Genomic DNA, 21,958 nt, shown 5'->3' on the forward strand with positions numbered 1-21,958 from the left:
ATACAACGAGCCGATTAGAAGATCTAAGCTTCTGATTCCAGTAGAGCTTTTAGAATTGTAAATCACAATAAAAAACCCACCAATCATGGTGGGTTTGGTTAGTAAGCTCTGTTCCCATCATGAGAAAAGAATCCTTTTACTACTTAGTCTGAATGTTAGAAGGTCCTTCTAACTTTTTTAGCAGGTCCTCCTAAAAGTTTTAGAAGGACCTTCTAAAACTTTTAGAAAGGCTTTCTAAAATTAAAACATCCCAACCATAACAACATACTCTATGGCTTCAAAGCCCTCCCTTACTGATGTGAAACTGGAAGGATATGAAGGCGGTCAGCATAATAGACATAACAAAACCCACCATAACAGGTGGGTTTCTCAGGGGGGATGATTCTGATATTTTAGTTTAAAGTCTTCTCAACATAGACCTTAGTCACATAACTTTCACCAAAGCCCTCTAGACCTTTAACCCAATCCAGGTATTTTTCAGCTTCAGCAGAATTGCTATAAGGACCTATTCGGACTCTAAAGTAGGTTTTGTCCCCTGATGTTTTAGTAAATACAGTTACGGGAACATCATTCTCTTCCAGAGTTTTCTTGGTCTCATCAGCTCTGTACCTATCAGTGTAACTTGCCACTTGAATCCAGTGTTCTGTTACACGAATGGTTTGTTGAGGTGCCGGTTTAGGTTCTACCTTAGGCTTGGGAGTATTCTGAACAGGTGCTGTTTTTTGTACAGCCGCTGGTTGAACTTGCTTTATTTCATCAGGGACAATAGGTTCTATGACCTTGTCTTTATTTCCCTCTTCTTTGACATCATAGGTGATGACTAAGTCTTTGGATTCTTCTGATTCTGGTTTCTGCTCAAAGTTCTCTTCCGAGGGGATTGTCTCTGGGTTACGAACCCACTCCATCACGTCATCCTGGGTTGTGATTTCTTCAGGAGCTGGGGCTGAGGCAAAAATAGCCTGATCAGAATCCTTTACTTGAGGGTAATACCAGAAGGCGGCGACTGCAGCCAACAATATCAACGCTGTGATAGCTGATATAAATATAATTAGTGGCTTATTGTTCTGATCCATGGAACGATACCAATCCTTTTTTAATAAGTAGGGAGTCAAGAATCGCTTTGGTTTTTGAAAAACTCCCCCGATTATCTACTCTATAAATATCGGTATCTGCCAAAGAGGCTTGAGAGAATAATCCTCTTTGCGTCTTAAATCGTCTATAGACTTGAATGATACTGATGTGGTCTCTTTTCATACATCTCATAAAACGCCTTAGATAAGGAGCCGTAACAAAGAAAACAAAGTCACATAATACATGGAGCTTCATCTTATATAAAAGAGCCGCGTTAATTACAACCGTTTCTTGTGATTGTTCAACGATATCTTTGCATATCTGCACCATTTGCGGGTGTACAATACTTTCTAGGGCAATGAGTTTTTCAGGATCATTGAATACAATAGATCCTAGTACTTTTCGGTTGACCTGATTCGTCTCATCCAAGATGGAGGGACCAAATCGCTTGACCACTTCCTCTTTACTATTAACCAAAGCTTGATGTCCTAAGGCATCCACATCAATCTCTTTGTAGCCTTTGCCTTGTAGATACTCTGCTATTTTACTTTTCCCGGAACAAGATAATCCTGTAACACCTATGACCATTTAGTGAAGTTCTCCCCAACTAGTGCCATTTTCAACAGTAGCTCTTAAAGGGATAGATAAAGTAATAGCACTTTCCATGGTATCTTTAACTAATTGGGACACTTTATCCACGTCACTATCAACACATTCCAGTATTAATTCATCATGTACTTGTAATAATATTTGAGCATCGTATCCTGAGGATTTTAGATTACTATCTAGTTTTAACATGGCCGTTTTAACAATATCCGCAGCACTTCCCTGTATGGGAGTGTTAATAGCTATTCGTTCGGCACTGTTCTTTTCTGTTTTATTTCTACTATTAATACCAGCCAGTTTTCTATAGTGGCCCAGCATGGTCCTTACACCACCTTGCTGTTCCCCTTCTTTTACTGTGATACTAATGAAGTCTTTTATCTTATTGTAGGTCTCAAAATAGGAATTGATAAATTTGTCCGCATCCTTTCGGGGTATACCTAACTCACGGCTCAAACGGAAAGCACTCATCCCATACATGACGCCAAAGTTAATGGTTTTAGCTATCCGACGTTGTCCAGGAGCGACTAATTCAGGTACCACATCAAAGATCAAACTAGCTGTTCTTGAGTGAATATCTTCTCCCGTTTTAAAGGCTTCACTTAAGGCTTCATCCCCTGATAAATGGGCCAGAACAACCAACTCGATTTGACTATAGTCAGCAGATATGAACTTATAACCTTCTTTAGGAACAAAGGCCTGTCGAATACGACGCCCTTCTAATTCCTTAATAGGGATATTTTGTAAGTTAGGATCTTTACTGGAGAGCCTACCTGTTGCTGTTCCCGTCTGAATAAAATGAGTATGGACCCTATTGGTATCTCTATTGATCAATTCAGGAAGGGTATCAACATAGGTAGACTTAAGTTTGCTTAACATCCTGTGTCGTAATATTCTCTCAGGAACAGGATCTTCTTTCGCTAATTCTTCCAATACGGAGGAGTCTGTTGAATAACCTGTCTTTGTTTTTTTAATAGGCTTTAAGCCTCTTTCTTCAAATAAGATGGTTTGTAATTGCTGAGTGGACTTAATATTAAATTCTTTGCCGCAAAGCTTGTAAATTTCTTCTTCGATTTTGACTAATTCTGTTTCCAATTCAAAACGGAATGTACTCAACTGATCTGCATCTAGCTGAATTCCTCTGTATTCCATATCACCTAACATCTTAACCAAAGGCATCTCTAATTGTTCAAAGAGCTCCCAAAAACCATTCTTTCTAAGTTCAGGTTCCAGATATTCATAGAGACGTAATGTGATATCCGCATCTTCTGCGGCGTACTCTAGGGCTTTATCCAAGGGAACCTCATCAAAAGTTCCTCCCTTGGGTAGGAGATCTTTGAAATGTACTGTTTTATACCCCAGGAAGTCCTCAGCCAAGCTATCCATAGAAAAGGAATTACGAGTTGAGTCTAATAACCAGGCGGCTATCATTGTATCAAAATACAGGTGCTCCAGTTCCAGTCCCCATCTTTTGAGGACTTTGTAATCGTATTTAATGTTTTGCCCAATAATCCTGAGATCTTCACGATTAAGAGCATTTTTCAGCATACGTTTTACAAAATCTTCCCTTAAGCATTCCGTATCCGGAGCTTTAAAGGGCAGATAGTAACCGGTCTTGGACTGAATAGAAAAACACAGACCAACAGGATGGGCTGACATAGCATCTATATTATCAGTCTCAACGTCGAGGGATAATAAATCTACTGAACGTAATTCACTTAAGAAGCTTTCCAACTCCTGTTTTGTCAGGATTAATTGATACTCTCCCTTCTCTGAGGATAGGCCTCCTTGAACAGTAGGCACCTCTTCACTACCTAGATATTCAGCCAAAGACTTCATTCCCATATCTAAAAACTTTTTAGCCACAGCCCCTTTATTATGGAGTTCAAAATCTATAGAACTATCATAACTTACAGGAACATCAAACTTTAACTCTGCTAATTGACGGCTTAAATAGGCACTGTCCCTGCCTTCCAGCAGCTTCTCCTTCATCTTTCCTTTAACAGAATCAATATTTTCATATATCCCTTCAAGAGTTGTGTGCTCTGCTAATAGTTTGGAAGCGGTTTTAGGACCGACTCCTTTAACACCGGGAATATTATCTGCACTATCCCCCATGAGGGCTAAGAGATCCAAGATTTGATCTGGGTTAACACCCTTATCTTCTACCACCCCTCCCGCATCTATTTGTTCGAAACCACCACTTTTGGAAGAACGAAGCATATAGATGTTGTCATTTACTAACTGCATTAGGTCCTTATCACTGGATATAATGAAACCAGTATCCCCGTCTGTTTCGATTTGTCGACACAAGGTAGCAATAACATCATCCGCTTCATACCCAGAAGCTTCTATAGAAGGAATTTTTAATTCTTTTAGGATTTCGAGGATGGTGGGAATCTGATCTACCAGATCATCAGGGGCGGCTTCTCTATTGGCCTTGTAATCATTGTACAATTGTTTTCTAAAAGTAGGATCTTTGGAATCTAAGGCCACTACAAAATTTTTAATATTATAGGAATCAAATAAAGAGAAAAGAGTCCGGTAAAAACCAAAGATCGCCGAAACATTTCGACCATCAGGACTATATAAAGGACTTCGCATAAAAGCAAAATAGGATCGGAATATTAATCCAAAACCATCGAGTATATATATTTTTTTCATGTTGAGATGTCAATCATATGAGGCGAAGCCTCATTTTTTCCCCCGTAGACTGATTTTCTCTTAGGAGGAACTTTGACTGATTGAATCTTATTGCGTATCTCAACCATTCGTTCTTTTAATAGACTACGGTTGCGAGCATTCCTATCCAAAACCTCTTCCTGAAGAGAAGTAAGTGAATCTTTCAATGAAGATATCTCACTTGTACGGGAAGGATAGGCTAATGTGTACATATCTTCAAGGGGCTTAATAACCTTTTGAAAACTGTAGATTTCATTAACAATGCTTTTTTCAAACATGACTTGCTTTTCCAGCTTCTCAATATCCCCTGCTTTGATGGAAACTTCTTCCACATCAAGAACACGCAGATATTCTTTGAACTTGTCCCTTTGTTTTTCGAGATTTTCCCGTAGTCTCGTTAGTATAGCAACCCGTTGATCTAGCTCTTCCTGGGATAGGGACATAGAAACTCCTTAACCAGCGATATTGACACCACTAGTGGTACGCGAATCTTCTGATACAGCCGTATTTGATATTTGATCCCAGGCACTTCGCAGATCTGTGGCCATTTTACAAATATGTTTTATTTTTCCTGAATTCTTCTCTATATTGGCAGATACCAATTCCTGGTTAAAGAACATATACAAGTTCAGTAAATTGTTAGCAATATCACCGCCTTTCTCAAAATCCAGACCAACCATTAACTCGGTAAAAACATCCTGAGCCTTTATAATGGCAGCATTAACCTTATCAAAGGACTTTGACTCTGATTCAAGAAGCTCTACAGCTTTATCCATTTGTCGGATAGCTTCGTCATAGAGCATAACAATCAGCTTTCCCTGACCGGCTGTTTTAACTTTAGTCTGCTTATAGGCATTCAATGCATTATTTCGCATTACTGACTCCTTTCTTTACTTTCGAGAGGTCGACACACCTTACATTGTCGACATTTTTTCACAAACCCTTAACCATGTTCTACAGGATTTTGTGACACAGCTTCAATACTAACGGCTATGTTCTAACAAATCTGAAACAGAAACGATATCATAACCAACTTCAATTAAACCATCTATTAATAAATCCAGATTCTGAAAGAGGTAGTCATCACGTCTACCTTCCAGCTTCCCTAATCTAATAGGTATCACAGAACCTGGCTTTTTCTCATCTAAAATTTTCTGGACTATCTCTCGTGAAGACAGATAAGGGTTCCCGTATCGTCCCTGGTCTTCCAGGGATACCCAATCTAAAGGATCCACATCTTTATCAACATAGATATAGTTCAATTCTTCAGTAATCTCTTCAATCTCGGAATTGAAATAATAATCAGGAGCATGCCAGAGAAGAGATAATTCTTGACCCGTGGCATTATAGTAATCGTCTTCGTTACGGGCTAATCCTTGCTTTAGAAAATCTTTGCCCAACTTATAACGAGGGTCACCCATGGCATAATTGACATAGAAGAGATTGGCTGTCTCATGTCCAGCTTTGGCTATCTCCTTTGTCGCACCTGGATTCTGCCGTATGAAATCACCGTTAATAAAAAAAGTAGCCTTGATACCATAGGTCTTTAATACATGTAAAACGGTGCTTACTCCTTCCGCATTATCAAGTGCATTAAATACTAAAGCCACCTCCCTCCTCCGAATACGGGATCCATGGGTAAAACGAACAAAATCAACAGGTTCTTCCTGGGAAGGGAATTCTTCATATTCCTGTGGAGAAAAAGAAAACAAGGGGATCGTGTTAACCCCTGCCAAATTACGCATCATAACAACGTTCTCAAAGGCATATCCTGATATCATTTTCAGATAAACACGATAATTTTCACTTACCACAGTGGGGTCGCTAAAGGTTATGCTATCCTTTTGTTCCCATATTTTTTTATCAGGAGACCATAACCATTTATTATTGTTAACCACTTGACCTGGTAAAGAGCTCTGAGAATCCTCTCCAATCGTACCAGGCTGGGAGAAACAAACTAAAGAGGTAACACCTGTATTGATAGACCACGTTTGGGTTTTGGAATAACCAGAGATAATGACTTTGGCATCATCTAACCAATATCCCCATAAGGGTCTATCTGCTGCTACTTCGGTTAACTTACTCCAAGTCTTAACATTTCGTATCTCACTCTTGCCTTTACGTAAGACAAGTACATTTTGCTCATCCGGGGATAAATATAAATCGCGAACCTCTTCTTTATCCGCTAAAACAAATCGAGGAGATCCATCTTGCTTTAAACGATATACCATACGATGCCCATCCTTTGATAAGGTTCCAACAAGAATCAGGATTTGATTGTCATAGGTCCATAAAACGGATTGGGCAATACCGTCTCGGGGTAGGAGAAGGTAAGGCAAGGAAGGAGCTTCATCAACTTTGAAGAAATCATTATTTACTAGATTATAAAGGTACATTCTTTGACCAGATCGTGATAGTAGAATCTGTTCGCCTGTGGGAGATATCCAAAACCGATCAAACTGTGGTTCAAAATCATCGGGAATCTTCCCCATAATGGTTCCTGTACGAAACTGCCCCCCATAAAGGGCTCGGGTAAAAAACTCACCTGTTAATATGCGATAAACTAAACGTCCTGATACGTAGAATAATTCACTACGAGGCGACCAGGCAACATTGGCAAGAGTTCCCGCTCCCAACCTCCGAAAGCTTTCTGTGGGTATACGGTTATCCAGCATCTGCTGAATAGAATAATAATAGATAGACTGATTCTTTTCATAGACAAAATACTGAGAATCGGGAGACCACATGGCTGGTAACTGATCAAGGGATAGCTGAAGATCTGTGGAAACTTCCGATATTTTACTTGTCTGGACATCAAATAAATAAAGATTAGCTGTAACTGCGTTTTTCTTTTCCAGATAAACAATGAAACGTCCATCCCGAGAGGCTTCCAATGGTAATATCTTACCTGAACTGAGGCCATTTCCACTAACAAAGGAAGGAAAATTATCTACCCGTGCAATATCATTGAGAGTCTTGTCACTTCTGAACACACCAAAACGATTATGGAACTGAATTTGACCTGATTGGGGAAGGTAAAAAACCTTCTCAGGAAAAAAGGTTAGCTGTTCCATCGTCTTATCTGCTAGATTGGCATAAAACAAAGTCTTATAATCTCCATTACCAGGAGAAGGAGTTACGGCAGTAAATATTGCTCTATCTCCTTTTAAGGCTTGTATTTGATCAAAATGAATTTGGCCAAACAATAAATCTGTCAGTAAAAATAAAATAAGTGGAAGTACAAGTCGCCTCTTCATGTTCCTATTGTCGGAACCTTAGACGCTATGACTTAAGAAAAGTTCCAGTTCTGAATCAATTATATCAAGCTTGTTGGATAATTGTTCCAATGTATTAAGAGTACTATTGATCTCCCTATGCTCTAACGGCTCGAAACCTTTGTCGACTATCTCTTCCATAGTGGAATCATCCTTCCATTCTTGACCGCAGTAAGGACAATACAAAAACCCTTCTTTGAGGAGATGACGACAATGTTTACAAAATCTTACCCTTTCCATCTTGATAAAAATCTAAATCAAACCATTTTTTTTTGCAACAATTATAAACGAAAATTAAACCCCATACCCTTTTGACTTAACATCATCAACAAACTCTAAAAAGGCATCTTCCGATTGCATTCCAAAAAACTCTAGAACCTGGTAGTTAATATCGAACAGATCACGTTCCCCTTGTATGTAATAATATATTTCATTACCAAGGTAGACCGTATAAGTGAGAACCTTGAATTCATCACTAACTTCTGTAGGTATATGATGATAGTGAATGGCATTTATGTATTTCTCTGGGAACTGCCACTTCTTGGCAAGTTCACTCCCCACAACAGCATGATTATACCCAGCAGTCAAATCCTCTAAAATAGCAATGGGAATATGTTTATCTGCACATAGTTGCTGTAACTTCATAGAGAGGTCACTTTGAAGAGCACTAATAACAATTCGACCCATATCATGAAGTAAGGCCCCAACATAAATGTCCTGAACCAGACTGGATAATCCTTTATACTTGCCCAGGTAAGACGCAATAAGAGCAACATCATAGGAATGGTCATTTAGGCTTTGAATGATTTTTTTGTCATATTTCATCTCAAAGATTTTATTGGCGCCATAATTATATAAGATAGCTTTAACCCCCAACATGCCCACTAAACGAACAGCTGCAGCAACAGTGTCTATCTTATTAGGCACTTTATAAATGGGTGAATTGGCTATTCTAATAACTTCAGCAGAAAAAGAAGGATCAGCTGACATTGTTTTTGCTATAGACTCAAAGTTACAATGGGGATTATTAAGTTCATTCTGAAGATGAAGAACATTTTCTGGAATGGAAGGCATTTGTTTAAGCTCTTGGGCTATCTTCTCAGCAATGATAGCAGAATGTTCTTCTTCTATTAAGTTTAAGGGAATACGCAATGAAACCCTACTTATATGATCATCCTTATGAAAGAGTAATGACTTCTCATCCAGATTTATCTTTCTCAACATTAGAATGATCATAATTAAGCCATATCCAGCCCCCTCTTCCTCATCAAAGCCAAAGGCAAGAACTTCTGTTAGATCGCTAAATTTGCGAGCCATCTTAACTCTATCACCAATACGGGCGATTTCTTCCGGTGTGAAGGGACTGTTATTTTCCACATCTATACTAAGGAAACCATCTTGAACAGCCATATCGACCTTGATATAAAGACCTTCTTTAACATGCATCTCTTCATAATCTTCAAAATGATCGAATACTTTAGACTTAAAACTTCTCATGCCCTTTGCATAATGGTCCGGGTTATGGATATCCAGTTCATTAGATTTAAAAAATAAACGCTTTGTGTTGGCTTTACTAGCATTCATTACCAGCTCATTCAAAGCATATTCTAAATGGCTATGCAGTCCGGAACGACCGATCTCCTCCAGATAAGCTTGAAGATTGACAGATAAAAAAAGATCTGAAGTTCTATTCGCATAGGGAATCCAACACACAAAAGTCTGAGTATCCTCTATAGAAGGGAGAACTCCATTGTTCTTTTGCAAATTAATAGCTGTATATTCCATAAATTAATTATGGTTTGTCAGCTAATAAAACACAAATAAAAGAGTCAATAAATTAGAGGGAATCCCGAAGTAAGGGCATACTCATACAACGGGGACCACCACGACCACGAACAAGCTCGGAACCTTCTATTTCAACAACTTCAACGCCAGCCTTACGTAATGTATCATTACTCATGACATTCCTATTATAGGTAACGACTTTCCCCGGAGCGATGGCCAAGGTATTGGTACTATCATTCCATTGTTCACGTGCGGCCGATATTAGATCACCACCACCGGAAAATATAAACTCAACACTACTAATAGACAGAACCTTTTTGAGGGCATCTTTCAAGTTGTTTAAGGGAGTAATATTTAATGAACTATGGCCTGGAGTTAATAGAAATAGATGTAATAATTTCTCAACCCCCGGAAATATGGTGAATTTGTCATAGTCTACCATGGTAAACACTGTGTCCAAATGCATGTACGCTCGGGCAAAGGGTATTTGAATAACTAGGATCTGTCTGATAGAGCTGTTACTATTAAACAAATTTTCACTTAACCTTTCTATAGCTTCGGGCGTTGTTCGATCACTACAACCAATGGCGAGGGTATTTTTATTAAGAACAAGAATATCTCCTCCTTCAATACTATCATGACAATTCTGGATAATATTCTCTTTAGGTAAGCTAAAAGAATCATGATAATTCATAATCATATCCAGTAAAAAACTCTCTCGACGTCTAGCGGGAGTTTTCATGGAACTAATAGAGACTTGAGAGCCTATAACAACCCCTGGATCTCGGGTGAAATATAAGTTGGGTAGGGGATTAATATAAAAAGGATAATTCTCTTTTATATAAAAGCTAAGGCGTTTTTCTTGACGTTTATGATGGATTTGCTGTTTTGAGAGGCCCCCGATAAGGACATCAACAAGTTCAGAAGGGGTTAAATGTTCCATCTCCTCCTGAATTTCTTTCCGTAGGCCAGCATAATGGATGCCCTCTTCCTTAAGGACATGCTCTATCACTAAATGTCTTACATCATCCTTTCCGATAACATCGCCGATCAAATCCTGATAATACAGGACATTGCAACCTTGATCCCTCAAGGTTTGAGCAAATAAATCATGCTCTTCCCTCATTCGTGTTAAATAAGGAATATCATCAAAAAGCATTTCTGTTAGATATTGTGGTGTTAGATTCTCCAGTTCATGACCAGGTCGATGAAGAAGAACTGTTTTGAGGGCCCCTATCTCAGATTCTATTTTAAGATTTACTATTGACATTCACATAACATAGCACATTTCTAATATTTGCTCATCCCCTCACTTGCGTCCATTATTGGAAGGTCGGTATTATAGAGTCTAGGAGATTTTATGAAACTTTCAATTCAACAGAAAATAATGCTACCTATCATTCTATTTCTGCTAATTACATTCGTAACTATATTTGGATTAAACTTTTATAGCCAACAGAAAATAACACGAGTGAACATGGAAGAGAAAGTTAACGACGTGCTTTTTGATTTTTATAACAGAGCTATTTCGGTAAGTAAACAGAATGAATTTACTCAGAAAATTCAAAACAGAAGTTATCTTAACTTACTTAATTATCTTGTTAGTCATGAATTGTCCTCAGCGAAAATCAATCAACAATGGGTAGAGGAACAGGTCAAATACTTGAATATTGAGGCACTCAGTTACATTAATGAGAAGGGCATCATCCAATATTCTTCCAAGCCAGATATGATCGGAAGAACAATTGATGATGATCCTGTTAGAAAAGAGTATCGTTTTGGCTTAAAGAATGATGATTACACGTTGGCAACAGATCTTTTTGAAGATGATGGAACAAAGAAGGAATTTGTACAGTCCATTCCTGAACAGGGAGGAATACTGGTCATAACCATATATCCCGATATATTGGAGACCTTAACAAATGCAACGAATAGAGAAACCCTTATTAAAAACCTGAAAGTGGACGACTACGAAGGCTATGCCTTTATTGTTGATACCAATGGGAATTTTGTGCTCCATCCTGATGAATCCATGAAAGGTTCAAACGTAGAACAATATGGGTTAAAAAGAATGCTCGGTAAATCACAAGATGAATTTTACTACACATTCCAGGGAACACAGAAGTTCTTAAGTTTTAGACAGGGAGGAGGATATTATTATGCCATCTCTGTTGACTTGGCTCCCTATTATAGACCTATTTATGACAACCTAATTAATCAGTTAATTGCGACAATCATAGGATTATTAGCTTTAGCCATTACCACCTGGTTTGTGATTCACCAAGGAGTCCTTAAACCTCTCAAATCGATACGGATTAAAGTATGGGAAATATCGAAGGGAGAAGGAGACTTAACCTACAGGATTGAGCACAATAATCAAGATGAATTAGGAGATCTGGCAGAGGGCTTTAATTCCTTTTTAGAAACCTTGGGAAACATCATTGGCAAAATTAAAGGATCATCTTTCGAGACGGGAACTATCAAAGATAGTCTTACCAGTAGTTCTGAGGAGACAGCTGCCACTATTAAACAAATTAATAGTAACATCAAATCCATAAGGAACCAGATTGGGATCCTTAATGAACACATCGAAACAACAGCTGATAAATCAAGAAAAATCCAAGGAGAGACGACTAGTCTTAGTGGTGAAATAGATAATCAAACAGCCTCTACCGAACAAGCTAGTGCCTCTATCAATGAAATGGTAAGTAGTCTGCAAAATGTTGCCAAAATTACCTCTAGTAAGAAAGAGGCCACGAAAAAGCTGACAAACACAACCATATCAGGCGGTGAGAAGCTAATAGAAATGATTGCTATGGTTCATGAGATCCATCAAAATTTAGGCTCCATATCTGACATGGTAGGTCTCATCAATAGTATAGCAACACAAACAAACTTATTAGCCATGAATGCTGCCATAGAAGCAGCTCATGCTGGTGATGCGGGAAAAGGCTTTGCTGTTGTGGCGGATGAAATACGAAAGCTGGCAGAAAACTCAGGTTCTAATGCCAAAAGTATATCCAAGGAACTAAAAGAAATTGCTACTAAGATCGTCAAAGCTGTGGATTCCAGTGAAACAACAAAACAGGCCTTTGAAGATATTCAGGCAGAGGTTCAGGGAGTGGATAAAGCATTAGCTGAGATTACATCAGCTACAGAAGAACTAAATACTGGAGGGATGGAAATCTTGAAGGCTATGGACGTACTATCCCAGGTAAGTTCTACAGTCACAGACACAATAAAAATTATCACAGGAGACACAAACCAAATAGGACTATCCATGCAGGATATCAACAGAATATCAAGAGAAGTGAACAACGCCATGGAAGAGATCAACATGGGAGCAGAGGAAATAAGTAGCGGTGTTAGTCATCTAAACACCTTATCTCATAATTTGCAGACGACAGCAGATACTCTTCAAAACCAGGTAGGACAATTCAAGACTGAGGAAAAACTTCTCGAAGAATCCCCTGATATTGAACCGGACAATGGTATAATGCAGTAATTTCTGCTGTTAAAACAAGAAAGGCCTATTGTCATAGAACAAAAGTACGTCGATAATTAGGATGTGTCTACTTGACCATTGCATTCTTGACTATTATCATCATAATAACATCCCTTGTGGAAGTGAAGGAGTAACCGTATGAAGATCAATGCTGATCTATTCGTAGAAATACATTATGAAGTCAAAAACGGAGAAGGAGAGGTTCTTGATTCCTCAGAGATGAATGGACCCTTAAGCTTTATTTATGGCAGAGAATCGTTAATGCCAGGGTTGGAAAGGGCTCTGTTAGGCAAAGAAGAAGGTCAAAGATTTCAATTTCATTTGTCCCAAACCGATGCATTTGGAGCATGGGATCCTGATAAAACTTTGACTGTAGCCAAAAATCTATTTGAAGATCCCAGTATGATTGAACTGGGTCGACCTTTAGAAGTTCAACACAAAACAGGTCGAAGAGTAATGACCATAAAAGAAATCAAGGAAGAGACAGTTCTTCTTGACGGAAACCATCCTTGGGCCGGACAAGATCTTGATTTTGATGTAGAAGTCGTAGAAGTAAGAGATGCAACTCCTGAAGAATGGTACGCTCGTAAGTCAGGAGGTTGTGGCTGTGGAAGTGGTGGCGGAAGCTGCGGATGTGGAAGCGGAGATTCCCATGGTGAAGGAGAATCTTGCGGATGCGGAGGTCATGACAACGCTGAAGCAGAATCCTGCTCTTGTGGTGGTAACTGTGATTGCGGAGCTAGTGCTTAGTTCCTATCCAGATATTTTAATAAATTATGTGAGACGGAACGTTAGGTTCCGTCTTTTTTTTGGTTACATATCTACATCTTTATAACTTTATCCTTGACTCAAGCAAAGTTACATATTATCTATTTTATAACTTAAGGAGACAATATTGCCACGAACAGGATTACCTTCTGATCAATTGCTCGAAAAAATCATCATGCTAGCAGAGCAAAAAATCAGAGAGGATGGATTTAGCCATTTAAAACTAACCCTTTTGGCCAAAGAGTTAGGAGTATCTCATGCCGCCCTCTATAAGCATGTAAAGAACAAGGAAGACTTGCTGGATTTGATATCCATGAAGCTTTTAAGGGAACTTGATGATAAACTGGAAATGGTTAGCCGACAAACCAATGATCCTGGTGAATGCCTCCAACAATGGTTCGAGACCTACCATACACTTAAACTTGAGAAGGTAAAGAAGGATCCAGAGATTTATAAAACCTTCAATATGACTGTGGAACAAAAAAAACCTTTTATCAAAGCCCACCTAAAAGAATTGGATCAACAATTGATTAGTGTCCTGGAAAGATGCCAGGCCCAAAACCTCTACACCTTATTTAGTGTGGAACAAAGCGCTCAAATATTGATGAGTGGGACTATAAGTTTTCACCATCCCCGATTGGTGGTTGAACATAAAGAGGAAGATCGTTTACCACAGTTAAAGCAACTACTTAGTGTATTACTCCAGGGACTGAACCAACCCAAAGGAGAATAATATGTCCAATAGAATAGAGAGAACAGCCCTAATCACTGGAGGAACTAGAGGAATAGGTTATGGGACAGCAAGCCTCTTAGCTGAGCAGGGGTATAAGCTATCCCTGGTTTATAACAGGGATGACAAAGCCGCGCAGGTGGTTCAAAAAGAGCTTATTAATCAAGGAGCCTCTGTCATTACTTTTAAAGCAGATGTAGCAGACGAAGATCAAATGACTCAAGTCTTTGCAAATACAAAGAAACAACTAGGTGGAATTGATGTAGTCATCAATTCTGCGGGTATCATGCGTTTAGCTCCTATTGCTAATATCGATTGGGAAGCCCTTGATGCTATGCACAGAACCAATATCAGGGGAAGCTTTATTGTTAACCATTTAGCAACTAATCACGTGAGGAAAGGGGGAGCCATCATTAATCTAACCACTTCTGTAAAGAAATTAGCCTTCCCTCAATACGCAGGTTATGCAGCCTCCAAGGCTGCTGTAGAAGCCATGGTTCCTATTCTGGCAAAGGAATTAAGAGGTAGGGATATTACTGTAAATTGTGTGGCTCCAGGACCAACAGCTACAGACTTTTTCTTAAAAGGAAAAGACGAAGCCACTATAGAAAAGCTTTCAAAAGCAGCTCCTTTAGAGCGTCTTGGAACTCCTGAAGATATAGCTGAAGTCATAGCTTTCCTGGCAGGACCCTGTCGCTGGATAAACGGGCAAGTCATCTATACAAATGGCGGAATCATCTAAATAGTCGATAGGCTCCCTGAGGGGAGCCTTCTCTATCATTTTAAAACTTTTGATGGTCATTCCCATTATATTTGGTACATATTTATAAAAGAAAGTAATAAATTTAACCAAGCCCAACATTATATAAATATATAAACATTAAAAAAGAGGTAAATCCAACCATGAAGGGAGCAATAATAAAAACCCTAAAATTAGCACTAATAACAATGTCAGCCCTTGCGGCTTTTGTGGGAGGAGAGACTTTAATTGATCACAGTCTTATCAATCCGATGGCATCAGCAATACCCTCTATAATAGGTACGATACTGCATTGCTATGCTCTCTTTATTACGGCTCTCATCATCGTTAAAGCATCCGGTATCATTTATAGGCTGCCTTCCCGATTCAAAAAAGTATTCACCAGAATATCCCGTACGCGTGCTAATTATGAGCGATGCAAACTATGCTTACCCATGTTTTTCATCATAGCCAGCCCCATAATGTCTCATGTACTGTGGTCTAACCTTTAAATAAGGACTGTAAAGCTTCATTAGAATCTGGAACAAGATCTCCGGGGAGTAAACCTTCCTTATTAGAAATATTTTTATCAGCACCATATTCCAATAGTAATTGAACAACCTTGGTATTACCTGCAATCACAGCTCGATGGAGGGGTGTATTCCCCTGATTATCTAAAAGGTTAACACCTGCCCCTTTATCTATGAGATACATAACAATATTAGGATTGTAACTCACAGCCAGATGAAGAGCAGTATATCCTTGAGCATTACGGTAATTAATACGAACATCTTGTGACATTAATAAACGGGCGACTCGGGCCGAATCATATCTGACAGCTAAATGAAGATCTGTCCACCCTTCTTTATTCTGACCCTGATCAATTTTTGCCCCTCTGCGGATTAGCTTCTGTATCGTTTCCTCTTCGTCATAGCGAAGAGCTAAACGTAAGGGGCTCCAGCCCTGTTCATTATCAACATTTACCGAAGAACCAGCATCTATAAGATAAGAAGCAATATCCTTTTTACCATAGCGAAGAGCCATCATTAAAGGAGTATAACCGTCAGGGGAGGTATCTTCCAGTGAAGCTTCTTGACTAACAAGTTTTCGAACGACCTCAAGAGAGGAATAACGGCTTGCTAATATAAGCGCTGAAGAATCAGCTGAAGAAGGAGTTTTACTAGAGTAGCCCTTCTCTATCATATCCAAAACAAGTTCAGGCGTACCATAACGAATAGCTAACATAACAGGAGTCCATTGGGGATCCGAGCCATTATCTACAGTTGTTGCACTTTCAAGGATTTGTTTAATTTGCTCCTCATTGCCATAACGAATACTCGTCATCAAGGGAGTCCAGCCATTAGGTTGTTCTTGATCAACATCTAGTCCCAAGCTTATATAGTAATTGGGAACATCAGGATAATCGCCATTGAGAAGACTTAATGTTAAAGCCCCGGCTCCTGATTGTTTGATTTGTGTGTGAGGATCTGCACCAGCCTCTACAAGAGCTTTGTTTATATCCATAGAACCATATCTGGCAGCCAATAGTAAGGGAGTCCAACCTTTACTATCAGGAGCATTTATGTCATCCATAAGGGGGATAAGCTTAAGAGAAACTTTCTCCTTATCTTGACGTAATGCGGCATGAAGCACAGTCCATCCCCCTGTAGTCAGACCGTTTACACTACTCCCCTTTTCCAATAGATCAAGGACGATTGCTTCTGAACTATGATCAATAGCCGCCATAAGGAGACTGTAACTAACGCCAGGAGAAAGATTAACCGGAGCCCCCCTATCTATCATCTGAGTAGCCATCGTATTCTGTCCTTTGTAGAGAGAATAAAACAAAGCAGAACGCCCTTCTTTATCCACTTCATCTAAAGACACATTATAATCCAGTAAAACCTGAGCCATTTCCCACTGCTCCTCTTTAATAGCCAAAACAAGAGGAGTAGAAAAATCATCGTCCCGTGCTTCCATATCTACACGACGATTGATAAACTCGTCAAAGACCTGCTTATTACCAGAGCGGATGGAATCAAATATTGTCAATCCTTCGATCAAGGCCAGACCTTTGCTATTCAACTCCAAAGGAAGCTCTCTATCCTTTAGCTTAAATCCCAATTCAAGTTTCGTTAATTGGGTAGCCATGTATTTCTTATTCTTATTACCCTGTTGGGACAAATAGTATTCCCAGACAGCACTAGGTTCATCCTGTTCCTCAACAACAGGCCTTGTACCATGAATAAAGGTATTCCCCTTGGATAAATAGGGATCCTTATTGTAAGGATATTGTTCCTCTGTTAACTTCTGCCACAATTCAATTTGGTCCTTATCCAGAGCTCCAATAGGAGGATAGACTTTCTCTAATCCAAAGTAATTAGCACTCGTTTCATTTTCATAGAAAAATAATCTTGAATAATCCCAGCGAACCTTAGATCCTATGGGGTAAAAACCAGTTACAGCGAACAATTTGGAATCATCACTGATGGGAACCAAATCTTCATCATAGGACATAGCAACTTCATCCGACTCAAAAAGAAATTCCCCTTTAGCATCATATTCAAATCTGGTCTGGACAAATAAATCAGACAAATTCTCTTTATGATCCAAATAATACTTCCACTGATCATAGGTTGCATTAAAAGATAAATAGATGTAGTTGATCATTGTTTTTATGTCTAACTGAATAGAATAAGAGGCATTCGTTGGTACCAATATGGTCAAACCGATCATTCCCGAAGGAGTAGGCAAGGCGGTGATTATACTTTGATAATCCGCAAAAGGAAGATCATTAATAACCATTAACCACCGTCTGTCCCACTGATCAGTAATCCACTCAGTCTTACTGGGTTTACCAAAGCTAGTGATTCTAATCTCAGAAGAACCTATATTACGTGTTATCTTGTCACCTTCCAGATAAAGGTCAATAAGCCGTTCAGGATCATCAAAGTACTCCCAACTATGATCATTGCGAGGAAGCTCTATCTGCCAATAAGTATCCTTAGCCAAGGAGCCTGCCTTCATATATCCCCCCTGGGATAACTCAAAGGTTTCTATGTCGCTAGGAGCGGCTAAACCCCATGTAGAATCATCCTTCTCATGAATTAGGCAAGGAAACATAGAAGCATAGGTTTTACGCAACATATCTTTGGAACCAGAATCATTCGGGAATAATTCCTTCTTGTATTCTTCCAGTAGAGCATCAAGACTCTCTTTTAAGGAACTGTCATAATAGACGGGTAATTCCTTCTGCAGATTCTGATAGCTTTGAGGCAAGTCAAAATCATACTCGAATATATTGTGATATTTATGATTAATATTAGGTAAAACATAGCGCCAATTTAGATGAAGAGTTCCTTTACCGGCTTTTAGCTCACCCACATCAGAGATAGACAAACCATAATTTAAGTTCTCATTTTCGTTTTTGGCCCGGACAATACCAATAACCTTCCCTTCACTATTGAGAAGGGGGCCACCACTATTGCCTGGAGAAGCAGGAGCAGAAAAGCGTAGCCATTTCCATGCCCCTTTTTCAGCTTCAGGAGTCAAAGAGGTAAGCAGGCCATTACGGATAATAACCCCTTCTCCATAGGCGTTACCTACAGCATATACCCCTTGATTAAGTTCTAAATCATCAGAAATATCGAGATAGACTTCATTATTCATATTCTTAGTTGTGAATAAAATGAAATCTTTATTGTTATCATATTTAAGCACCTGATCAACAGGATAAGTGGTGCCATCAGAATCACGAAGAGAGAACTCCCCCTGTTGAGTATGCTGTTCTAAAGTAAAGACATGGGCTGCGGATAAAAATAAATTAGGCCCCACGGCAAAGGCTGTTCCAATAGATTGGTAAGGATCATTGCGAACCTGATAGGGGACCTGATCCCATGGCAGTTCTTTTTCATATTCCAAAGGATCGTCAGGAGCGTCAGCAATTACCACCTCATATACAGATTGGGATATTTTTTGAGTTATATCCGCTGTTAAAGTTGTCTGGGCCATAGCAGGAACCAAACTGAACCATAACAAACATAGTATCCCCATACTCGCCTTCTGCATGCCTTTCTCCTTTTTAATTATGTATTTCTCTTTTGATCTCTTTGACATCATAACTGCTAGACTCAAAGTCTTCCTTTAAACTTTCAAATGCCCTTTGCCAATCAATATCCTTACTACAGGTAAAATAATCCACAGCACAATAAGAATGTTCCGGCCAGGTATGAATAGCCAAATGACTTTCTGCTATAACCACGACCCCACTCACCCCATAAGGACTAAATTGATGAAAAACATTATCCACAATATGGGCGCCACTCAATTCAGCAGCCTTTAGCAACGCAGACCTAACCCCATCCACATGGGATATTATATCAGGATTACAATCGTAGAGATCAACTACAAACTGTTGTCCCAGTAGCATAATATTATCTCCTTAGGATTAGTTCCAATTCAACCATTCCTTATGATAACTGTGAACAACCTTAGGATCATCCAGAGTCGATATAGTATCATAAATATTGTTCCTGTCCGAGCCAAATTGGAAGACCTGGGCAACAACACCATCATTCAAATATTTGGTAGGAACCTTCAATTCAATGTCATGAATCCGTGAAGGACCATTATAAGCCATGTTAAAACCCCAATCCCCAAAAGAAGGAACATAACAATGATAGGAATCTACATTAGCAAATCCACCAGCCTGTATACTATTATGAATGGTCCAAAAAGTTTTCCTCGCATGATAAGGGCTGGTAGACTGAACCACAAGAACCCCATACATAGCTAGACTATTATGCAATATTCTATAGAATTCCCGGCTATACATACGCCCGAGGGACACATTATTCGGATCAGGCAAATCGGAGATGATCAAATCATATTGATGCTCCCCATGATCCTTGGCAAAAATAAAGGCATCCACATTATGAACATGAACAATCGGATTGGATAAGCTATCCTCATTGGCTGCCCTAAGATAAGGATAGGATCGAGCCAACCTAACAATTTCTGGATCAATATCTACCAAATCAATATGATCAACACTGGGGTATTTCAAGATTTCCCTAACGGCTAAACCATCGCCCCCTCCCAAGATTAGAACTTTACGGGGATGATCCAACAGGCCCATGGGTATATGAATCAAAGCCTCATGATAACGGTATTCATCGACAGTTGAGAACTGAAGATTCCCATTAATGAACATCCTCAAGTCATCTTTTTTCCTTGTCATAATCACGCTTTGGTATTTTGTCTCCTTAGATAGAACAATAGGATCACGATACAAAGAATTGCTCCAGGTAGTAATCAGGGACCAGGAGAACACAAACACAAGGAGGAGACATAAAGTAGCCACGATATTGGCCAGAATAAGCCTTAAACGCAGCCCTCTGGATAAACGATCCTTAAAACACCACAAGTTGATAAAACCAATAGCCATATTCACAAGGCCAAAGAACAATGAACTCCGAAAAGTCCCCAGCAGAGGAAGAAGGACAAAGGGAAACAACAAAGTGGCTAACAAGGACCCCACATAGTCGACAGATAAAACATTAGAGATATTCACTTTCAAGGAGTAATAATGCTCCATAATTCTTGTCAGAAGGGGAATCTCCAACCCAATGAGCACACCAATGAGTATAATGACAATAGCCATGATCAATTCATAGCTCTGTGTATATCCATAAGCCAAATACAGGATAGGTATACTCAATCCCCCAAGAAGCCCCAGAATGATCTCAATCTGAATAAAATGTCCCATCAAATTATCTTTTATCTTACGGGACAGATAAGAGCCTCCTCCCATAGCGGCCATATACAAACCAATTGTAATAGAGAACTGGCGTATACTGTCACCAAGAAAATAAGAGGATGCCGTACTGATTAGCAATTCATATATAATAGAACAAAGCCCTGCCAAAAAGACAGAGCTTATAAGAACAACAGAATCCTTATTCCCCTTCACCCAAGAACACTCCTGGGATCCATAATATACAGACTGTTATTTACCATAACCGGGTCCTCCTCCATAGCTACTAGAGCCACCAACACTCCCGGATCTAAAAGAACGGGAAGAACCATTATAGTAGTGACGAGAACCACCGGAATAAAATATAGAAGGGCCATGATGATAACCGCCATAACCAGCATATCCCCAGCCTCTAAAACTCATAAAAAACAATACAATAACAATAACAACCACAACGATGATCACTGTTAAACCTGGCTTATCATTCATTATTATCTCCTGTAGAATCTTTAATTGATCTTCGATTGACCCAAATAATAGAGCCCAAAGCAAGGATAGCGAACAACCAACCTGCTAAAGTAAAGGGAAGGGTAGAAGCCCAATAAGCTATAACCTTAACCTCGATATCCTGTTGGGCTAGATCATTATGATTGGTATTAATCCGAAAACCATACTGACCTGGTTCTGGTATGGTAAACTTTGTATTCAACATAGTATCAGAGTCAGTCCAGGCCCCTTCTGAGTCATATCCCGTTTCATAATACAAATCTTTGGACACACTTAACAGGACATTGGAATTCTTATCAAGAAGATCCACTAACACTGTGTTTTGACCACCAGCTTGATCCAGATTCTGGGATACCTTTACACTAATAACTTGATTCTTACGAGATATCTCAAAGGAAGAAATAAGTCCCCCCTCACTGGAAAGGGTCACATCCTGGATAGTCTTACCGGAATTATTAATAAAAAGGGACAAAACAAAAAAGATCACAGATGTAAGAACACAACCTAAAATATATATTTCCTGTTTTTTCATCATGAC

Annotated in this window: 19 protein-coding genes; 5 read left to right on the forward strand and 14 right to left on the reverse strand. The window is 39.2% G+C overall.

All coding sequences use genetic code 11. From position 1 onward, the window contains the following. Positions 1-392: 392 nt before the first annotated feature. From K345_RS0114140 to K345_RS0114180, 9 genes are all read right to left on the reverse strand, one after another. Positions 393-1,073, reverse strand: coding sequence for an SPOR domain-containing protein (locus K345_RS0114140; RefSeq protein ID WP_028974722.1), 681 nt, complete (start codon positions 1,071-1,073; stop codon positions 393-395). After that, positions 1,057-1,659: a dephospho-CoA kinase gene (coaE, locus tag K345_RS21205; protein ID WP_053228329.1), complete on the reverse strand. Its 603-nt coding sequence runs from the start codon at positions 1,657-1,659 to the stop codon at positions 1,057-1,059. The genes K345_RS0114140 and coaE overlap by 17 nt, the downstream gene beginning before the upstream one ends. After that, complete coding sequence (polA, locus tag K345_RS0114150) at positions 1,660-4,338, reverse strand: DNA polymerase I (protein ID WP_028974723.1); 2,679 nt, start codon at positions 4,336-4,338, stop codon at positions 1,660-1,662. Further along, the gene (gene flgN / locus K345_RS0114155; RefSeq protein WP_028974724.1) at positions 4,335-4,799 is read right to left on the reverse strand and encodes a flagellar export chaperone FlgN; all 465 of its coding nucleotides are present in this window, start codon (positions 4,797-4,799) and stop codon (positions 4,335-4,337) included. Before flgN ends, polA begins: the two co-directional genes overlap by 4 nt. A gap of 9 nt (positions 4,800-4,808) precedes the next feature. Next, entirely contained in the window at positions 4,809-5,231 is a 423-nt protein-coding gene (gene fliS, locus K345_RS0114160; protein ID WP_028974725.1) for a flagellar export chaperone FliS, read from the reverse strand. 108 nt (positions 5,232-5,339) lie between these two features. Next, positions 5,340-7,613 (reverse strand): polysaccharide deacetylase family protein, encoded by a 2,274-nt coding sequence (locus tag K345_RS0114165; RefSeq protein ID WP_053228330.1) that lies wholly within the window; start codon positions 7,611-7,613, stop codon positions 5,340-5,342. An 18-nt stretch (positions 7,614-7,631) separates the two neighbouring features. Continuing rightward, positions 7,632-7,871 carry a zinc ribbon domain-containing protein gene (locus tag K345_RS23165; protein ID WP_156888415.1) on the reverse strand — a complete coding sequence of 80 codons (240 nt, stop codon included), beginning with the start codon at positions 7,869-7,871 and terminating at the stop codon, positions 7,632-7,634. 54 nt (positions 7,872-7,925) lie between these two features. Beyond that, a complete protein-coding gene (locus K345_RS0114175) occupies positions 7,926-9,416 on the reverse strand; it encodes an HDOD domain-containing protein (protein WP_028974727.1) in 1,491 nt (496 codons plus the stop codon). A 52-nt stretch (positions 9,417-9,468) separates the two neighbouring features. Beyond that, complete coding sequence (locus tag K345_RS0114180; protein ID WP_028974728.1) at positions 9,469-10,686, reverse strand: arginine deiminase; 1,218 nt, start codon at positions 10,684-10,686, stop codon at positions 9,469-9,471. A 90-nt stretch (positions 10,687-10,776) separates the two neighbouring features. Here K345_RS0114180 and K345_RS0114185 point away from each other — a divergent pair, with 90 nt between their 5' ends. From K345_RS0114185 to K345_RS0114205, 5 genes are all read left to right on the forward strand, one after another. After that, positions 10,777-12,921 (forward strand): methyl-accepting chemotaxis protein, encoded by a 2,145-nt coding sequence (locus K345_RS0114185; RefSeq protein WP_028974729.1) that lies wholly within the window; start codon positions 10,777-10,779, stop codon positions 12,919-12,921. Between the two features lie 138 nt (positions 12,922-13,059). Beyond that, on the forward strand, positions 13,060-13,671 hold the full coding sequence (locus K345_RS0114190) for an FKBP-type peptidyl-prolyl cis-trans isomerase (protein WP_028974730.1): 612 nt from the start codon (positions 13,060-13,062) through the stop codon (positions 13,669-13,671). 145 nt (positions 13,672-13,816) lie between these two features. Then, positions 13,817-14,422 (forward strand): TetR/AcrR family transcriptional regulator, encoded by a 606-nt coding sequence (locus K345_RS0114195; RefSeq protein WP_028974731.1) that lies wholly within the window; start codon positions 13,817-13,819, stop codon positions 14,420-14,422. 1 nt (position 14,423) lies between these two features. Next, the gene (locus K345_RS0114200) at positions 14,424-15,161 is read left to right on the forward strand and encodes an SDR family oxidoreductase (protein ID WP_028974732.1); all 738 of its coding nucleotides are present in this window, start codon (positions 14,424-14,426) and stop codon (positions 15,159-15,161) included. A 161-nt stretch (positions 15,162-15,322) separates the two neighbouring features. Then, complete coding sequence (locus tag K345_RS0114205) at positions 15,323-15,670, forward strand: hypothetical protein (RefSeq protein ID WP_028974733.1); 348 nt, start codon at positions 15,323-15,325, stop codon at positions 15,668-15,670. Here K345_RS0114205 and K345_RS22475 read toward each other — a convergent pair. The 5 genes from K345_RS22475 to K345_RS0114230 are packed head-to-tail and all read right to left on the reverse strand — an operon-like array spanning position 15,660 to position 21,952. Next, positions 15,660-19,226 carry an ankyrin repeat domain-containing protein gene (locus K345_RS22475; RefSeq protein ID WP_053228331.1) on the reverse strand — a complete coding sequence of 1,189 codons (3,567 nt, stop codon included), beginning with the start codon at positions 19,224-19,226 and terminating at the stop codon, positions 15,660-15,662. The two genes, K345_RS0114205 and K345_RS22475, sit on opposite strands and share 11 nt — an antisense overlap. A 13-nt stretch (positions 19,227-19,239) precedes the next feature. Then, on the reverse strand, positions 19,240-19,587 hold the full coding sequence (gene speD / locus K345_RS21215) for an adenosylmethionine decarboxylase (RefSeq protein ID WP_037572651.1): 348 nt from the start codon (positions 19,585-19,587) through the stop codon (positions 19,240-19,242). Between the two features lie 18 nt (positions 19,588-19,605). After that, on the reverse strand, positions 19,606-21,129 hold the full coding sequence (locus K345_RS0114220; RefSeq protein ID WP_028974734.1) for a polyamine aminopropyltransferase: 1,524 nt from the start codon (positions 21,127-21,129) through the stop codon (positions 19,606-19,608). A 36-nt stretch (positions 21,130-21,165) separates the two neighbouring features. Next, a complete protein-coding gene (locus K345_RS21220) occupies positions 21,166-21,402 on the reverse strand; it encodes a hypothetical protein (protein ID WP_037572490.1) in 237 nt (78 codons plus the stop codon). Continuing rightward, the gene (locus K345_RS0114230; RefSeq protein WP_028974735.1) at positions 21,395-21,952 is read right to left on the reverse strand and encodes a hypothetical protein; all 558 of its coding nucleotides are present in this window, start codon (positions 21,950-21,952) and stop codon (positions 21,395-21,397) included. Before K345_RS0114230 ends, K345_RS21220 begins: the two co-directional genes overlap by 8 nt. Positions 21,953-21,958 lie beyond the last annotated feature (6 nt).

Origin of the sequence: Spirochaeta cellobiosiphila DSM 17781, assembly GCF_000426705.1 — a bacterium.
GTDB lineage: Bacteria > Spirochaetota > Spirochaetia > DSM-17781 > DSM-17781 > Spirochaeta_E > Spirochaeta_E cellobiosiphila.

What these genes read in the sequence shown, in the direction of transcription:
- K345_RS0114140 (WP_028974722.1), bottom strand. Translation starts at nt 1,073, where the DNA reads ATGGATCAGAACAATAAGCCACTAATTATATTTATATCAGCTATCACA.
- coaE (WP_053228329.1), bottom strand. Translation starts at nt 1,659, where the DNA reads ATGGTCATAGGTGTTACAGGATTATCTTGTTCCGGGAAAAGTAAAATA.
- polA (WP_028974723.1), bottom strand. Translation starts at nt 4,338, where the DNA reads ATGAAAAAAATATATATACTCGATGGTTTTGGATTAATATTCCGATCC.
- flgN (WP_028974724.1), bottom strand. Translation starts at nt 4,799, where the DNA reads ATGTCCCTATCCCAGGAAGAGCTAGATCAACGGGTTGCTATACTAACG.
- fliS (WP_028974725.1), bottom strand. Translation starts at nt 5,231, where the DNA reads ATGCGAAATAATGCATTGAATGCCTATAAGCAGACTAAAGTTAAAACA.
- K345_RS0114165 (WP_053228330.1), bottom strand. Translation starts at nt 7,613, where the DNA reads ATGAAGAGGCGACTTGTACTTCCACTTATTTTATTTTTACTGACAGAT.
- K345_RS23165 (WP_156888415.1), bottom strand. Translation starts at nt 7,871, where the DNA reads ATGGAAAGGGTAAGATTTTGTAAACATTGTCGTCATCTCCTCAAAGAA.
- K345_RS0114175 (WP_028974727.1), bottom strand. Translation starts at nt 9,416, where the DNA reads ATGGAATATACAGCTATTAATTTGCAAAAGAACAATGGAGTTCTCCCT.
- K345_RS0114180 (WP_028974728.1), bottom strand. Translation starts at nt 10,686, where the DNA reads ATGTCAATAGTAAATCTTAAAATAGAATCTGAGATAGGGGCCCTCAAA.
- K345_RS0114185 (WP_028974729.1), top strand. Translation starts at nt 10,777, where the DNA reads ATGAAACTTTCAATTCAACAGAAAATAATGCTACCTATCATTCTATTT.
- K345_RS0114190 (WP_028974730.1), top strand. Translation starts at nt 13,060, where the DNA reads ATGAAGATCAATGCTGATCTATTCGTAGAAATACATTATGAAGTCAAA.
- K345_RS0114200 (WP_028974732.1), top strand. Translation starts at nt 14,424, where the DNA reads ATGTCCAATAGAATAGAGAGAACAGCCCTAATCACTGGAGGAACTAGA.
- K345_RS0114205 (WP_028974733.1), top strand. Translation starts at nt 15,323, where the DNA reads ATGAAGGGAGCAATAATAAAAACCCTAAAATTAGCACTAATAACAATG.
- K345_RS22475 (WP_053228331.1), bottom strand. Translation starts at nt 19,226, where the DNA reads ATGCAGAAGGCGAGTATGGGGATACTATGTTTGTTATGGTTCAGTTTG.
- speD (WP_037572651.1), bottom strand. Translation starts at nt 19,587, where the DNA reads ATGCTACTGGGACAACAGTTTGTAGTTGATCTCTACGATTGTAATCCT.
- K345_RS21220 (WP_037572490.1), bottom strand. Translation starts at nt 21,402, where the DNA reads ATGAATGATAAGCCAGGTTTAACAGTGATCATCGTTGTGGTTGTTATT.
- K345_RS0114230 (WP_028974735.1), bottom strand. Translation starts at nt 21,952, where the DNA reads ATGAAAAAACAGGAAATATATATTTTAGGTTGTGTTCTTACATCTGTG.